Source organism: Streptomyces sp. NPDC002265 (assembly GCF_040296125.1).
In the GTDB taxonomy this organism is placed as follows: Bacteria; Actinomycetota; Actinomycetes; order Streptomycetales; family Streptomycetaceae; genus Streptomyces.
In genome coordinates this window covers 1-14,198 of record NZ_JBEOWS010000264.1, presented here as the reverse complement: position 1 = coordinate 14,198, position 14,198 = coordinate 1, and the positions used below count along the sequence as shown (strand labels likewise).

15 protein-coding genes and 1 pseudogene are annotated in these 14,198 nt (G+C 71.4%); 9 read left to right on the top strand and 7 right to left on the bottom strand.

Annotated elements, in window-relative coordinates; translation table 11 throughout:
- Window positions 1–89 precede the first annotated feature (89 nt).
- Window positions 90–497, bottom strand: coding sequence for a hypothetical protein (locus tag ABT085_RS33610; RefSeq protein WP_351616623.1), 408 nt, complete (start codon window positions 495–497; stop codon window positions 90–92).
- Window positions 498–632: 135 nt separating this feature from the next.
- Entirely contained in the window at window positions 633–1,049 is a 417-nt protein-coding gene (locus tag ABT085_RS33605) for a VOC family protein (RefSeq protein ID WP_351616620.1), read from the bottom strand.
- Window positions 1,050–1,229: 180 nt separating this feature from the next.
- Here ABT085_RS33605 and ABT085_RS33600 point away from each other — a divergent pair, with 180 nt between their 5' ends.
- Window positions 1,230–1,622: a hypothetical protein gene (locus ABT085_RS33600; protein WP_351616617.1), complete on the top strand. Its 393-nt coding sequence runs from the start codon at window positions 1,230–1,232 to the stop codon at window positions 1,620–1,622.
- A 2-nt stretch (window positions 1,623–1,624) separates the two neighbouring features.
- Window positions 1,625–4,075, top strand: a complete 2,451-nt coding sequence (locus ABT085_RS33595) for a DUF4132 domain-containing protein (protein ID WP_502982864.1) — start codon at window positions 1,625–1,627, stop codon at window positions 4,073–4,075.
- A 63-nt stretch (window positions 4,076–4,138) separates the two neighbouring features.
- Here ABT085_RS33595 and ABT085_RS33590 read toward each other — a convergent pair whose 3' ends face one another.
- The 5 genes from ABT085_RS33590 to ABT085_RS33570 form a co-directional block, all read right to left on the bottom strand.
- Window positions 4,139–4,900, bottom strand: coding sequence for a succinate dehydrogenase iron-sulfur subunit (locus ABT085_RS33590; RefSeq protein WP_351616611.1), 762 nt, complete (start codon window positions 4,898–4,900; stop codon window positions 4,139–4,141).
- A complete protein-coding gene (gene sdhA, locus ABT085_RS33585) occupies window positions 4,900–6,654 on the bottom strand; it encodes a succinate dehydrogenase flavoprotein subunit (RefSeq protein ID WP_351616608.1) in 1,755 nt (584 codons plus the stop codon). Before sdhA ends, ABT085_RS33590 begins: the two co-directional genes overlap by 1 nt.
- A 22-nt stretch (window positions 6,655–6,676) precedes the next feature.
- Window positions 6,677–7,159 (bottom strand): succinate dehydrogenase hydrophobic membrane anchor subunit, encoded by a 483-nt coding sequence (locus tag ABT085_RS33580; protein WP_351616605.1) that lies wholly within the window; start codon window positions 7,157–7,159, stop codon window positions 6,677–6,679.
- A gap of 5 nt (window positions 7,160–7,164) precedes the next feature.
- Entirely contained in the window at window positions 7,165–7,545 is a 381-nt protein-coding gene (gene sdhC, locus ABT085_RS33575) for a succinate dehydrogenase, cytochrome b556 subunit (RefSeq protein WP_133043130.1), read from the bottom strand.
- 202 nt (window positions 7,546–7,747) lie between these two features.
- Window positions 7,748–8,350 (bottom strand): 2-oxo-4-hydroxy-4-carboxy-5-ureidoimidazoline decarboxylase, encoded by a 603-nt coding sequence (locus tag ABT085_RS33570; protein ID WP_351616601.1) that lies wholly within the window; start codon window positions 8,348–8,350, stop codon window positions 7,748–7,750.
- Window positions 8,351–8,506: 156 nt separating this feature from the next.
- Here ABT085_RS33570 and ABT085_RS33565 point away from each other — a divergent pair, with 156 nt between their 5' ends.
- The 7 genes and pseudogenes from ABT085_RS33565 to ABT085_RS33535 all read left to right on the top strand — a co-directional run.
- Window positions 8,507–10,186 carry a beta-N-acetylhexosaminidase gene (locus ABT085_RS33565; protein ID WP_502982863.1) on the top strand — a complete coding sequence of 560 codons (1,680 nt, stop codon included), beginning with the start codon at window positions 8,507–8,509 and terminating at the stop codon, window positions 10,184–10,186.
- A 272-nt stretch (window positions 10,187–10,458) separates the two neighbouring features.
- Window positions 10,459–11,058 carry a hypothetical protein gene (locus ABT085_RS33560; protein WP_351616598.1) on the top strand — a complete coding sequence of 200 codons (600 nt, stop codon included), beginning with the start codon at window positions 10,459–10,461 and terminating at the stop codon, window positions 11,056–11,058.
- Between the two features lie 107 nt (window positions 11,059–11,165).
- Entirely contained in the window at window positions 11,166–11,597 is a 432-nt protein-coding gene (locus ABT085_RS33555) for a hypothetical protein (RefSeq protein WP_351616595.1), read from the top strand.
- A gap of 181 nt (window positions 11,598–11,778) precedes the next feature.
- Window positions 11,779–12,411, top strand: a complete 633-nt coding sequence (locus tag ABT085_RS33550) for an RNA polymerase sigma factor (RefSeq protein ID WP_351616593.1) — start codon at window positions 11,779–11,781, stop codon at window positions 12,409–12,411.
- A gap of 212 nt (window positions 12,412–12,623) precedes the next feature.
- Window positions 12,624–12,854, top strand: coding sequence for a hypothetical protein (locus ABT085_RS33545; RefSeq protein ID WP_351616591.1), 231 nt, complete (start codon window positions 12,624–12,626; stop codon window positions 12,852–12,854).
- 446 nt (window positions 12,855–13,300) lie between these two features.
- Window positions 13,301–13,963 carry an RNA polymerase sigma factor gene (locus tag ABT085_RS33540; protein WP_351616588.1) on the top strand — a complete coding sequence of 221 codons (663 nt, stop codon included), beginning with the start codon at window positions 13,301–13,303 and terminating at the stop codon, window positions 13,961–13,963.
- A pseudogene (locus ABT085_RS33535) lies at window positions 13,963–14,198 on the top strand (hypothetical protein); the annotation flags it as partial. The gene ABT085_RS33540 and the pseudogene ABT085_RS33535, both read left to right, overlap by 1 nt.

The window sequence follows — 14,198 nt, the reverse complement described above, 5'->3', positions numbered from 1 at the left end:
CCTGGCGCACCCGGCGTCGTACTGCCCGGTGCGCCGGCGTACCGGGCCGCGGGGGGCGTCCCGGTCCGCGGTGACGGCCGTCATGCCGCTCACGCCCCGGTGGTGGGGGCGACCCAGCCCTGCGGTGCGACCGGCGGCACCTGCTCCCGCTCCATCACCCCGCGCCGCCGGATCCGGTTGAGCACGTACACGTTGCCCAGGTGCATCACGCCGAGCACCAGCAGCACCACGCCCAGCTTCGTCGACAGGGCCTCGAAGACCCCGCGGGTGTCGGCGATGTCGTCGTCGCCGCTCAGGTACAGCGCGACGAAGCCGAGGTTGACCAGGTAGAAGCCGACCACCAGCAGATGGTTGACGGCGTCCGCGAGCTTCTCGTTCCCGTGCAGCACGTCCGCCAGGAAGATCCGCCCGTTGCGGCTGAGCGTGCGCGCCACCCAGATCGTCAGCGCGATGCTGACCACCAGATAGATGACGTACGCCACGACCGTGAGATCCATGTCCGTCCCCTCCCCTTCTTGAACACGTCTCCTTGAACACGCCTTCTTGAACGTGTTCAAAACGCTGTCGGGGATGAATGTAGACCTCCTTTTGAACATGTTCAAGTCACATCCCGGGTCTGCCTGACGACCGGTCTACCGCCCTGCCCTGCGGGCCAGTTCGGGGCGCTTGGTGTAGTCCGTCAGGCCGATGACGTTGCCCCAGGGGTCCGCGAACTCGACGGTCCAGCCGGTGGCGGTGGAGAAGGGCTCCTCCAGGGGGGTGATGCCGGCGGCGGCCAGCGAGCGGGCGGCCGACCGGGCGTCCGGCACCTCCAGCCACAGCCGCGGCGACGCCCACGGCGGCGGCCGGTGGCTCAGCGCCTCGTCCAGCCGCAGCAGTACGCCCGGGGTCTCCTTGCCCGCCTTCAGCAGTGCGATCCCGGCGTCGTCGAGCCGGAAGGCCGCCGGGAGTCCGGCGCGCTCGTAGAAGCCCACGGCCTCGCCGAGATCCCCGACGGGCAGCAGTACGTTGTCGAGTCCGAGGAGTTCGCATGACGCATCGTCTGACATTCCGTCAGATTAGGGGCGGGCCGGATGGGGTGCGGAGGGGCTGACCGCGGGCCGAACATGTGATCACCCGTTGAGGTGAAGCACCGTCCGCTCCCGCCCGGCCCGTCCCGGACCGCCTCGGTGGGCCCGCGGATCCGGGCCGGAGGCCGGTTGTCAGTGGCGGCTCGTACTGTCTTCGGCATGGGAATGGTGACGTTCGTCGACGAGACGACCAGTGGGGACCGGGGCGCCGGCTGGGGGATCGAGATCGCCGAGGAGCGGCTCGCGTTGCGCGAGCTGATCCGGCGGCGGGTCTTCCAGGAGGTCGCCGAGTACAACGCGCGGACGCCGGGGGTGTTCCAGGGGCTCGTGCAGCCCGAGGACACCGAGCGCGTGCTGAACGGCTACGCGCTGCGCACCCCCCGCCGGATAGACCCGGAGGCGCAGACCGCGCTGGCGCTCAAGGCGTTCGCGGGCAACGGCTTCCTGGTGCTCGTGGGAGACCGTCAGGTGACGGACCTCGACGAGGAGATCGACCTGCTCCTGGGCACCGAGGTCACCTTCCTCAAGCTCGTCGCACTGGTGGGGGGATGACGATGGCCCGCTCACATCTGCAGCGGATCCGCGCGTGGGCGGACGAGGGCAACATGGGGGAGCTCGCCACCGAGGCCCTCAAGGCCGCCGTGGCCTACAACGGCCACTGGGGCGCCGGCTGGACCGCGGTCCTGGACCTGCTGAAGGAGCTGCCCGCCGAGCAGCGGACCCGGCTCGCCGACGCGCTGGTGAAGCGCTACCCCACGGTCGGCGAGGAGTCGGACGCCCGGACCAACGCGCTCACCCTGCTCGGCGTCGTCTCCCGGGGCCTGCCCGGCGACCGGCTCGCCGTGGAGCGGCTGAGGCAGCTCGACGAACTCGGCACGCGGTACACCCTCTGGTACGAGCGGCTGGCCGGGCTCGTCGAGGTCGAGCTGGCGGCAGGCCGCCCGCTGGCCCCTGCCGTCGTCGCGGTGATCCGCCGCACCGCCATGGACACCTACCGCGTCTCGGACGCGAGGGACCTGGCGAAGCAGCTCACGGAGCCCGCCCTCAACGTCGGCGAGGAATGGGCCGAGCGGGCCCTGCGGGACGGCACCGGCCCCGACTGGCAGGCTCTGCTGGCCCACCTGACGACCGCCACCGCGGCCAAGCCCTCCGCCAGGTGGGACCAGCGGGCCCGCGCCCTCGTCGAGGCCCTCGGCGCCGACCGGGTCCGCGACACCGCGCTGCCCTGGCTCGCCCTCGCCGGCCGCCCCCGGACCTTCCCGCTGTCCGGCCACGCTTACGGGTCGGACCTGAACGACGTCTACGACCCCTACAACGCCAACGCCCTGCGCGGCCTCGCCTGGCTGGTCTCCCTCCTGCCGCCCCACCCGGACACCGCCCGGGCCCTCGGCGCGCTCGTCGAGACCTCCCTGAAGAAGGTCGCCGGAGTCGGCCCGCGCAACCCGAAGGTCGCCAACGCCGGGGTGCTCGCGCTGTCCCGCGTCGAGAGCGAGGCCGCCCTCGCCGAACTGGCCCGGCTGGCCACCCGGGTGACGTACAAGGCCACGGCGAAGCTCGTCGACGGCGCCCTGGAGGCGCGGGCCGCCGCCCTCGGGCTCAGCCGCGAGGAGATCGAGGAGCTCGCCGTCCCGTCCTACGGGCTCGACGAGGTCGGGCACACCCGGCGCGTCCTCGGCGAGACCACCGCGCTCGTCGAGGTCCAGGGCACCCGTGCCGTACTGACCTGGCGCAACGCCGCCGGAAAGGCCGTCAAGAGTGTGCCCGCGGCCGTGCGGCGCGAGCACGCCGACGAGCTCGGGGAGCTGAAGGCCGCGGTCAGGGACATCGACAAGATGCTGTCGGCGCAGGCCGAGCGCCTGGACCGGCAGCTCCTCGCCCGGCGCACCTGGGCGTACGGCACCTGGCGCGAACGCTACCTCGACCACCCGCTCGTCGGCACCCTGGCCCGCCGGCTGCTGTGGACCGTCGACGGCACCCCGGTCGGCTTCGCGGACGGCGAACTGCGCACCCTCACCGACGATCCGGTCACCGGCGGCGCGGAGGTCGCCCTGTGGCACCCGGTCGGCCGGGAGCCCGCCGAGGTCGTCGCCTGGCGGGACTGGCTGGAGAGGCACGAGATCACCCAGCCCTTCAAGCAGGCCCACCGCGAGGTGTACCTGCTCACCGACGCCGAGCGCGCCACGGGCACCTACTCCAACCGCTTCGCCGCCCACTTCGTGCGCCAGCACCAGTTCCACTCCCTGGCCGCGATCAGGGGCTGGCGCAACAGGCTCCGCCTCTGCGTGGACGACGAGGCGCCACCGGCCACCCGGGAACTGCCCCAGTGGGGCCTGCGCGCCGAGTACTGGATCGAGGGCGACGGCGAGTACGGCGACGACACCACCGAGTCCGGCAGCTATCTGCGGCTGCGCACCGACCAGGTGCGTTTCTACCCGATCGACGCCCCCGAGAACTCGGCGCACTGCTGCGGCGGCGAGTACCGCATGTGGCTGGGCCCCGACGAGAACCCGGTCGAGCCCCTGCCCCTCGCCGAGATCCCGCCCCTGGTCCTGTCCGAGGTCCTACGCGACGTCGATCTGTTCGTGGGGGTCGCGAGCGTCGGCAACGACCCGGCCTGGCAGGACGGCGGCCCCGGAGGCCGCTTCCAGGAGTACTGGACGTCGTACGGCTTCGGCGACCTGACGGAGACCGCGCAGACCCGCCGCGCGCTCCTGGAACGGCTGGTCCCCCGACTCGCGATAGCCGACCGCTGCACCCTGGAGGGGCGCTTTCTCCATGTGAAGGGCGAGCGTCACACGTACCGGATCCACCTGGGCTCGGGAAACATCCTGATGAGCCCGGACGACCGGTATCTGTGCATCGTCGCGAAGTCCGGCGCGGGCGAACCTCAGGCCGGCTACCTGCCGTTCGAGGGCGACCGGATGCTGGCGGTGATCCTCAGCAAGGCGATGCTGCTGGCGGACGATCTGGCGATCACCGATCCCACGATCCTCAGCCAGCTCTGAGAACGCCTCGGGGCCCTGCTTCCGAAGTGACGGAAACAGGGCCCCGAGGAGGTGACGGGAAGATCAGAAGCGGCGGGTGATCAGCGCCCGCTTCACTTCCTGGATCGCCTTGGTGACCTCGATACCGCGCGGGCAGGCGTCCGTGCAGTTGAAGGTCGTACGGCAGCGCCACACGCCGTCGCGGTCGTTGAGGATCTCCAGCCGCTGCTCGCCGGCCTCGTCACGCGAGTCGAAGATGAAGCGGTGGGCGTTGACGATGGCCGCCGGACCGAAGTACTGGCCGTCGTTCCAGAAGACCGGGCACGACGAGGTGCAGGCCGCGCACAGGATGCACTTCGTGGTGTCGTCGAAGCGCTCACGGTCCTCGGCCGTCTGCAGACGCTCGCGGGTCGGCTCGTTCGTGTCCTTCGTGATGAGGAAGGGCATGACGTCGCGGTACGCCTGGAAGAACGGCTCCATGTCGACGACCAGGTCCTTGAGGACCGTCAGGCCCTTGATGGGCTCGACCGTGATCGGCTTCTCGGGGTTGAGGTCCTTGATCAGCGTCTTGCAGGCCAGACGGTTCTTGCCGTTGATCCGCATGGCGTCCGAGCCGCAGATGCCGTGGGCGCAGGAGCGGCGGAAGGTGAGGGTGCCGTCGACGTCCCACTTGATCTTGTGGAGGCCGTCGAGGACCCGCTCCTTGGGGTCGATCTCCAGCTGGAAGTCTTCCCAGGTCGACTCCGCCGAGATCTCCGGGTTGAAGCGGCGGATCCGGAAGGTGACCGTGATGTAGGGGGAGGCGGCGGACTCCGCCTCGACCTTGTCCAGAACGGGGGTTGCCATCAGTACTTACGCTCCATCGGCTGGTAGCGGGTCTGGACGACCGGCTTGTAGTCGAGACGGATCGACTCGGAGCCGTCGTCGCCCACCTCGCGGTACGCCATGGTGTGGCGCATGAAGTTGACGTCGTCGCGGTTCGGGTAGTCCTCGCGGTAGTGACCGCCGCGGGACTCCTTGCGGGCGAGCGCGGAGACGGCCATGACCTCGGCCAGGTCGAGCAGGTTGCCCAGCTCGACGGCCTCCAGCAGGTCGGTGTTGAACCGCTTGCCCTTGTCCTGGATCGACACGTTCCGGTAGCGCTCGCGCAGCTCGGCGATCTTCTCGACCGCCGTCTTGATCGTCTGCTCGGTGCGGAACACCATGACGTTGGCGTCCATGGTCTCCTGGAGCTCGCGGCGCAGCGTCGCCACCCGCTCGGTGCCCGTGGAGGTGCGCAGCCGCTCGATCTGGGCGACGACCAGCGCCTCCGGGTTCTCCGGGAGCTCGACGAAGTCCGCCTTCTGGCTGTACTCCGCCGCCGCGATGCCCGCCCTGCGGCCGAACACGTTGATGTCGAGCAGGGAGTTCGTGCCGAGGCGGTTCGCGCCGTGCACCGAGACGCAGGCGACCTCGCCGGCCGCGTACAGGCCCGGGACGACGGTGGTGTTGTCCGACAGGACCTCACCCTCGACGTTGGTCGGGATGCCGCCCATGGCGTAGTGCGCGGTGGGCTGGATCGGGATCGGGTCCGTGTAGGGCTCGATACCGAGGTAGGTGCGCGCGAACTCGGTGATGTCGGGCAGCTTGGCGTCGAGCTGCTCCGGCGGGAGGTGGGTGAGGTCGAGGTAGACGTGGTCGCCCTCGGGACCGCAGCCGCGGCCCTCCCGGATCTCCGTGTAGATGGAGCGCGAGACGACGTCACGGGACGCGAGGTCCTTCATGACCGGCGCGTACTTCTCCATGAAGCGCTCGCCGTCCTTGTTGCGCAGGATGCCGCCCTCACCGCGGGCGCCCTCCGTCAGCAGGATGCCCATGCGCCAGATGCCGGTCGGGTGGAACTGGAAGAACTCCATGTCCTCCAGCGGCAGACCGCGGCGGTAGACGGCCGCCTGGCCGTCACCGGTCAGGGTGTGCGCGTTGGAGGTCACCTTGAAGAACTTGCCGGTGCCGCCGGACGCGTAGATCACGGCCTTCGCCTGGAAGATGTGGATCTCGCCGGTGGCCAGCTCGTACGCGACCACGCCGGCGGACTTCTTGACGCCGTCGACCTCGGTGATCAGCTGGTCGAGGACGTAGAACTCGTTGAAGAACTCCACGCCCTCCTTCACGCAGTTCTGGTACAGCGTCTGGAGGATCATGTGGCCGGTGCGGTCGGCCGCGTAGCAGGACCGGCGGACCGGGGCCTCGCCGTGGTTGCGGCTGTGACCGCCGAAGCGGCGCTGGTCGATGGTGCCGTCCGGGGTCCGGTTGAACGGCAGGCCCATCTTCTCCAGGTCGAGGACGGAGTCGATGGCCTCCTTCGCCAGGATCTCGGCGGCGTCCTGGTCGACCAGGTAGTCACCGCCCTTGACCGTGTCGAAGGTGTGCCACTCCCAGTTGTCCTCCTCCACGTTGGCCAGCGCGGCGGCCATGCCGCCCTGCGCGGCGCCCGTGTGGGAGCGGGTGGGGTAGAGCTTGGTCAGCACGGCGGTGCGGCTGCGCTTCGTCGACTCGATGGCGGCGCGCATGCCGGCGCCGCCTGCGCCGACGATGACGGTGTCGTACTTGTGGATCTTCATGGTGGTTGCCTCAGCCCCGTGCCTAGCGGATGTTCGGGTCGAAGGTGAAGATCACCAGCGTGCCCAGCAGGATGGTGAACACCGTGGCGGTGTAGAGCAGGCCCTTGAGCCACAGCCGGGTGTTCGCGCGCTCCGCGTAGTCGTTGATGACCGTGCGCAGGCCGTTGGCGCCGTGGAGCATGGCGAGCCACAGCATCAGCAGGTCCCAGACCTGCCAGAACGGCGAGGCCCAGCGGCCGGCCACGAAGGCGAAGCCGATCTTGGAGACGCCGCCGTCCAGCACGAGCTGGATGAGCAGGTGGCCCAGGACCAGGACGACCAGCACGATGCCGGACAGGCGCATGAACAGCCAGCCGTACATCTCGAAGTTGCCGCGCGTGGACTTCGGGGTCTTCTTGGTGCGGGCCCGGGGGGCCTCGATGAGGGGCGCCGGGTTGTCGACGCCGAAGAGGGGAGCGCCCTCGACGGGGCCGATCCCGGAAGCGGTGGTTTCAGCAGTGGACATCGACGTCAGCTCCCGAACAGTTCACGAGCGGCGTGGCCGAGGACGGGGTAGATCGCCCCGATCATCAGCACGACCCAGATGCCGACGACGGACCAGAGCATCTGCTTCTGGTAGCGCGGGCCCTTCGACCAGAAGTCGACGGCGATGACGCGCAGGCCGTTGAGCGCGTGGAAGAGGATGGCGGCGACGAGGCCATACTCCAGCAGCCCGACGATCGGGGTCTTGTACGTGGCTACGACCTTGTCGTAGTCCTCGGGGGACACGCGAACGAGAGCGGTGTCCAGCACGTGAACGAACAGGAAGAAGAAGATGAGGACGCCGGTGACTCGATGAGCCACCCAGGACCACATTCCTTCCCGGCCGCGGTACAGCGTTCCAGCCGGCACGGAAGAACCCTCCGGGAGCGGGGACTAGGGCCGCGCCGGCTTCGGTGTCGGTCGGGCCCGGCCGGGTACGGTCCACCGGCCCCCAGCATCGTAGCGACGTGTGCGCGTGGCGCTTACACGGGGCCTGCCGGTGTGATCAAACTGGCACGCAAAGGGGCACGTACGGGCTATCGGCGGGCGCGTCATGACGGGGAATCATGTCCTATTCACCGGATATGGCACGGTTTGTACCGAGTGCTGGGTTCCTCGCGCCCCGGAGGCGGGCGGCCAGCCTTCCCTTGGCCAGATTCCGAAGTTCCTCCGCCGTGACGACCCGTTCTTCCTCCGGATCGTTTGTCAATCGTGACCGGATGCCTTCGAGTACACGGTCGGGGGTTTCGTCCCGGGTCACTTCGTCCAGACAGATGACGAACGCATGTCCGAAGCGCGCCTCGTAGGCCGCGTGGGCCGCGCTCAGTGCAGTATGGGCTGCCGAGTAGGTCCCGTACGGCAGGGTCGGCAGGGTCTCGCTCGCCAGCGCCTCCGCGAGATCGCCCGGGGTCAGGTCGTACGCCGCCTCGTCGCAGGCGGCCAGCAGCGACTCCAGGTCGGGATAGGGGCGGTGGTCGGCGACGCGCCTGGCCCAGCGCAGGCTGCGCAGGCAGTCCAGGAGCAGCCGGCGGGCGTCGTCGGCGGGCGCGGTGTTGAACCCCTCCAGCAGAGGCGCGGAGGGCGCGGTGCGGGTCTGTTCCGGGACGGTGGGTATGGCCACTCGGCCGGGGAGATGAGGAATGCGGTGCGCAGGCAGCGTGGGTCCTCGCGTCACGTGTGTGTCGGCAGGGGATGCTGAGAGAGATGTGACGACACCGTATCGAGAGTGGTCGGGTTCATGCCCGGCGGATGCCCGGTTTTCACCCGCACGGGAGAGTTTCGGAACGTGTGGTGGACAGCCGCGGCCTGTGAGTGGCCGTAGGTTGGCGTGGTGAGTCAGCACAGGCGCCGGGCGCCGCAGAAGGGCGTGGGTCAGCAGAAAGGCGCGGGCCGGCGCGGGCGCCGGGCGCCGAAGAAGAGGGCGGGCCGGCGGGCGCTGTGGATCGGGGCCGCGGTCACCGCGTTCGGCGCCGGGCTCGGAGTCTGGGCCTTCGGTGACGACGGGGCCCCCGCGGGCCGGGACTCCGGTGCCGCCTCCTCGGCCGGGCAGGCCGCGACCCCCAGCCCGTCGTCCACCCGGGTCTATCCCCTCTCCCAGGCCCCGCAGACCATCCCCGCGGTGCGCGACCACACCCCGGCGCGCGGCCCCGGCTGGCGGCCGCGGTCCGGCTACCGGGTGGTGGTCAGCGACCCCGAGCTGGCCGACGAGGGGCGGCTGATCGCCGGCGAGCTGGGGATGACGTACGGGGGCGAGAAGGACGACGTGCGCGACGGGGACGTACGGCTGGCGCTGAACGACGACGAGGGCGCGAACCCGGAGTCGTACGCCATGACCGTGCGCGGCGGCCGGGTGACCATCAGCGGGCCCGCCGACGCGGGCGTCTTCTACGGCACCCGCACCCTCAAACAGGAGGTGCACGGCGGCGGTACGGCCCCGGAGGGCGTCGTGCACGACGAGCCGGCCAAGCCCCGGCGCGGGTTCATGCTGGACATCGCGCGCAAGCACTTCACCGCGGCCTGGATCGAGGACCGGGTGCGCGAGCTGGGCGACCTGAAGTACAACGAGCTCGGGCTGCACTTCTCCGACGACCAGGGCTTCCGGATCGAGTCGGCGACCCATCCCGAGATCGTGTCCGCGCAGCATCTGACGAAGGCGGAGGTCGCGCGGATCGTCGCGCTCGCACAGAGCCGGCACATCACGGTCGTGCCGGAGATCGACTCGCCCGGCCACCTGGGTGCCGCCATCGCCGCCCACCCCGACCTCCAGCTGCGCAACGCGCAGGGCGTCGCCACCCGCGGCGCGATCGACATCGCGAAGGACGACTCCGCCGGCCTCGTCGACGATCTGCTCGGCGAGTACGCCGGCCTGTTCCCCGGCGGTCAGTGGCACCTCGGCGGTGACGAGTACCAGGCGCTGACGGCGTCGGACCCGGAGGCCGCCTATCCGCAGCTCGCCACCGCGGCCAGGGCGGCGTACGGCTCCTCCGGCACCGTCGCCGACCTCACCACCGGCTGGCTCGGAGACCGCGCCGACACCGTCCGCCGCCACGACCGCACGATGCGGGTCTGGAACGACGGCTTCTTCCGCCACACGTCCGTGCAGCCCGCCAAGGACCTCCAGGTCGCCTACTGGACCGGCAAGGAGATCGGCGCCCGGCAGCCGGAGGAGTACCTGGCCGCGGGCCGCAAGGTGCTCAACTACAACGACGAGTTCCTCTACTACGTGCTCGGCGAGCCGAACACCTTCGTCTACCCCACGGGCAAGCGGATCTACGAGCAGTGGAACCCGCGCGTCCTGCGCAAGACGGCGGCCGTGCCGGCCAAGTACGACGACCAGATCCTCGGCGGTTCCTTCGCGGTCTGGTGCGACCTCGCGAACTCCCAGACCCAGGACCAGGTCGCGGCCGGTGTCCGGATGCCGCTGCGGGCGACCGTCCAGAAACTGTGGGACCCGGGCACCCCCGCCCTGACCTGGACGCAGTTCACGGCGCTGGCGACCCGGCTGGGGTGAGCCCGGGGGTCCTGGTGCCGCGCTCCGGCCGGTGTTCGCCGCCGCGGGGACCGGCGGCTCCCGAGGTCTTCCCAGGTCCAGTGATTCTCAGTGATCTTTAAGTGACCCCTTGTGTTCCTGTGGCTCCTGTGGTCCCTTTGGCTGAAAACCCTCTGCTTTTCGCTGCTCGACCGGATCGGCGGGCCGCCCCCTGTGACACACCGGGGCGGTCGCACGCAGTAAGGGGATATGCGGGCTCCGTAAGGAATGGTGCCTCGACAAGGGAGACGTGAATGAGCCTGGTGGACCTCATCGGTCAGGCCGACGACCGTGGGCTGACCGCGAGCGGGCTGGCTTGTTTGGATCGGTGTGTGCCGCTGCTGGGCGGTGACGACGAGGTTCTGCGGCCGCTGTGGGGCAGCCTGACGGAAGGCTCCGGCGGCGACTGGGGCGAGTCGCTGGAACAGGTGCGCGGCAAGCTCGTGGCGCCGGAGGAGTCCGAGGGGAACGAGGCCGCTCTCCTCGCCCACCGGATGCTGGCCGCCGCCCCGGCCGGGCGGACCACCGCCGAGGTGCGGCAGTGGGCGGACGCCTGCTCGGTGGCCTCGCTGCAGATCCACCGGATCCTCGATCCGGTCGAGGACGCCTCCCCGGACGACGCTCTCGACCGCATCCGCGCGGGCGAGGCGCCCGCCGAGGGCTGTCTGGTGAGCGTGCCGCCGCTCGTCGCCGCCGAACTGCGCCGCCAGATCAGCGTCCTGGAACTGCTCGCCGAACACGGCGCGGGCGGACTGCGCCCGGCGCTGGACGTGTCCACGGAGGGGCGGCGGGTGCTGCGCGCGGTGGTGTCACGGCGGGCACGCGGCGCGCAGGGGGTCAGGGCCCGTTCCTGAGCGCATCCTGTGTGCGTTGTGCGGGGAAGGTGCGGCGGTCCTGCGCCGGTTGCGCGATCGCCCCGGAAACCGGTGACGAAAAGGCCGCTGACCTCGCTCTTCTCGATGTGACGAGCTATCTGACGAGCCAGGTGACGACGGGCGCCGCACCGTGGGGGACCAGACCCCGTGCGGCGAACCGGCCGGTGCGGTGGGCGGCGGACGTGGTGAGCGCCATGCGCGAGGGCGCGCGGCTGCGTCTCGACTACGGGGCACCGAGCCTGTGGCGGGTCGACCGGACGATCGAGGAGATCGGGCGCGAGGGCACCCCGTACGCCGCCGTGGAGGGTGTGCTGCGGGGTTTCGGCGCGTACGCGGGCGAGGTGATCGTCCGCCAGACCGGCGCGGAGTGGTGGGTGTCGGGCGGCGAGTGCCTGATCCGCACCCCGGACGGCCGGCTGTGGGACCCGATCGAGGAGGCCCGCCGGTGTTTCGCGGGCCAGGGTTCGCTGCGGCTGCTGTGCCAGGACGCGGCGGCGGAGCGCGGCGCGGGCGGGTGAGCGGGTGAGCGGTGTGCGAGCGCGGGCGTGGGCCGGCCCGGCGCCGGGGCCGCCGTCCGGTGCGCTGTGACACTTCCGCCAGGACAGACGCAGATGCCCGTGGAGCCACTTCACACGGCGGCTCCGGCAGACGGGGTGGCCGTGGACCGCGGCCATGGACTCGGCATGGACGAGGACTGTCTTGGGCCAGGGAGGCGAATCCCGGCGCGCGCAGGCGTACGACGGGGAGCTGGGCGCGGCGGTCGCGCTGGCCCAGCAGGGCGACGAGAGCGCGTTCGCGGTGGCGTACCGGATCGTGCAGCCGGGGCTGCTCGGATATCTGCGCGGACTGGTCGGTGACGACGCCGAGGACGTGGCCGCCGACGCGTGGCTGGAGATCGCCCGCGACCTCGGGAGGTTCGCGGGGGACGGGGCGGGGTTCCGCGGCTGGACCGCGACCATCGCCCGGCACCGGGCCCTCGACCATCTGCGGCGGCGCCGGGTACGGCCCGTGGCGGCGGCCCTCGAACCGGACGTACTGGATCTGCCGGGCCCGTACAGCACCCACGACCAGGCCCTGGAGTCCCTCTCCACCGAGCGCGCCCTCGCCCTCATCCGCGCCCTGCCGCCCGACCAGGCCGAGGCCGTGCTGCTGCGGGTCGTCGTCGGTCTCGACGCGCCGGCCGCCGCCCGGATCCTCGGCAAGCGCCCCGGCGCGGTCCGTACCGCCGCACACCGCGGACTGCGCCGGATCGCCCGTGAACTGGGCGTGGACGGACCGGCGTCCGCAGGTGTGACGGATGACGGGCCCCGGACGCTGGGGGAGTCGACATGAGGGCATCCTGCGGGCCGCCCCGCGAACACCCGGACGAGCGCGGGGACTACGGGGCGGAGCGCGCCGGCGAAGGCGGCGCGGGCGCGGTGACGAAGGCGTACGGCGGCGCGAGGCGGCGCGGGAACGGATCCGCGAGCCGGTGCGGGCGGGTGCGAGGCGGCGCGGGGCGGGTTCGTGCGGCGTGGTGGCGGATCGACCGGTGAGGGGGCGGAATGAGCCATGTGGGGACGGGCGCCGGCACGGGCGGCGCCCCGGGGGACGACGTCCTGTCCGGCCGGGCCGCCCGCCTGACCGAACTGCTGGCCGCCGCGCTGCGCGAGGAGGAGACCGACGCCGAGTCGGAGAAGCGCGCCGTCGCCGCCTTTCTCGCCGTACGCGACCTGACGGCACCGCCGGCGCGGACCAGGCGGCGGGACGACTGGCGGCCCCGGCCGCCGCGCTGAGCGGTCACCGTCCCGTACGACTCACGGACTTGGGCCGTCACGGCCCTGAGCAGCCACTGCTGCGGGCAATCGCTTTCCACGCGCACCGAGCCGCCCGGGGTCACGGATCTGCCGCCAAGGCAACGGCCGGGGCCGCCACCCCCCACAGGAGAGGCCCCGGCCGTCGCGCGGCACGGGCCGCGCGGCGGCCCGTATCTCCTACAGCGCCGAGAGTGCGTTTTCTGTCACACCCACTGAGTCACGAGTTAGTTGCATGTTCTACCGACGTGGACGAGCAGCGGTTTCACGCCGTAACGTGCCTTTCGCGCCGTACCGCTGACAGCGGCGGACTGCCTGACCATCACGGGGCCTGTGACCGTAACCATCGACGGCCATCGATCGAGCAACCACGACGGCGAGAACCCGGCCCGCGAGAGCGGTGTCGGCCGAGGCGCAAAAGGGGCGCGGTGCTGGGGGACGACGCGGAGCTGACGGCCGCGGTGCTTGCGGCGCAGGACGGGGACGAGACCGCGTTCCGGACTGTGTACCGCACGGTGCACCCCCGGCTGCTCGGATACGTAAGGACACTGGTCGGCGACCTCGACGCCGAGGACGTCGCCTCCGAGGCGTGGCTCCAGATCGCCCGCGACCTGGAGCGGTTCACCGGCGACGCGGACCGCTTCCGCGGCTGGGCCGCCCGGATAGCGCGCAACCGGGCCCTGGACCACATACGGATGCGCGGACGCCGGCCCGCGATAGGCGGCGACGAGACCGAACTGGCCGCGAAGGCCGCCGCGTCCGACACCGCGGGCGAGGCCATGGAAGCCCTGGCCACCGGTCGCGCCTTCTCCCTCATCGCCCGGCTGCCGCAGGACCAGGCCGAGGCGGTCGTCCTGCGGGTGGTCGTGGGCCTCGACGCCAAGAGCGCCGCCGAGACGCTGGGCAAGCGGCCGGGGGCCGTCCGTACGGCCGCGCACCGCGGTCTGAAGCGGCTCGCCGAACTCCTCGGCTCCGATCCGGAATCGGCCGGCGGGCTCGACGCCCTGCCGTCCCAGCGAGAACCGCGCGCCCGCGCGGTGACGTCCGCCGGTGTGACGCATCCACGCGCGCGGACGCAGAAGGACATGTGATGGCCGACGAGCAGTACAGGTGGCTGGACCGCGAAACGGCGGAGCGCTTGCTGCGCGGGGAGCCGCCGGCCCCCGCTGTCGACGCCACGGCCCGGGACCGGGCCGGACAGCTCGCCGAGGCCCTCGGCGCACTGTCCACGGCGGCAGCCGCGCCGAACAGCACCGAACTGCCCGGAGAAGCCGCCGCGGTGGCCGCTTTCCGGGCCGCGCGCAGCGTCCCCGCCGCCCAGCGGCC

Bases quoted from the DNA above. Each gene is read 5' to 3' on its own strand.
- ABT085_RS33600 (WP_351616617.1), top strand. From the start codon at position 1,230: ATGGGAATGGTGACGTTCGTCGACGAGACGACCAGTGGGGACCGGGGC.
- ABT085_RS33605 (WP_351616620.1), bottom strand. From the start codon at position 1,049: ATGTCAGACGATGCGTCATGCGAACTCCTCGGACTCGACAACGTACTG.
- ABT085_RS33560 (WP_351616598.1), top strand. From the start codon at position 10,459: ATGAGCCTGGTGGACCTCATCGGTCAGGCCGACGACCGTGGGCTGACC.
- ABT085_RS33590 (WP_351616611.1), bottom strand. From the start codon at position 4,900: ATGGCAACCCCCGTTCTGGACAAGGTCGAGGCGGAGTCCGCCGCCTCC.
- ABT085_RS33545 (WP_351616591.1), top strand. From the start codon at position 12,624: ATGAGCCATGTGGGGACGGGCGCCGGCACGGGCGGCGCCCCGGGGGAC.
- ABT085_RS33595 (WP_502982864.1), top strand. From the start codon at position 1,625: ATGGCCCGCTCACATCTGCAGCGGATCCGCGCGTGGGCGGACGAGGGC.
- sdhA (WP_351616608.1), bottom strand. From the start codon at position 6,654: ATGAAGATCCACAAGTACGACACCGTCATCGTCGGCGCAGGCGGCGCC.
- ABT085_RS33610 (WP_351616623.1), bottom strand. From the start codon at position 497: ATGGATCTCACGGTCGTGGCGTACGTCATCTATCTGGTGGTCAGCATC.
- ABT085_RS33580 (WP_351616605.1), bottom strand. From the start codon at position 7,159: ATGTCCACTGCTGAAACCACCGCTTCCGGGATCGGCCCCGTCGAGGGC.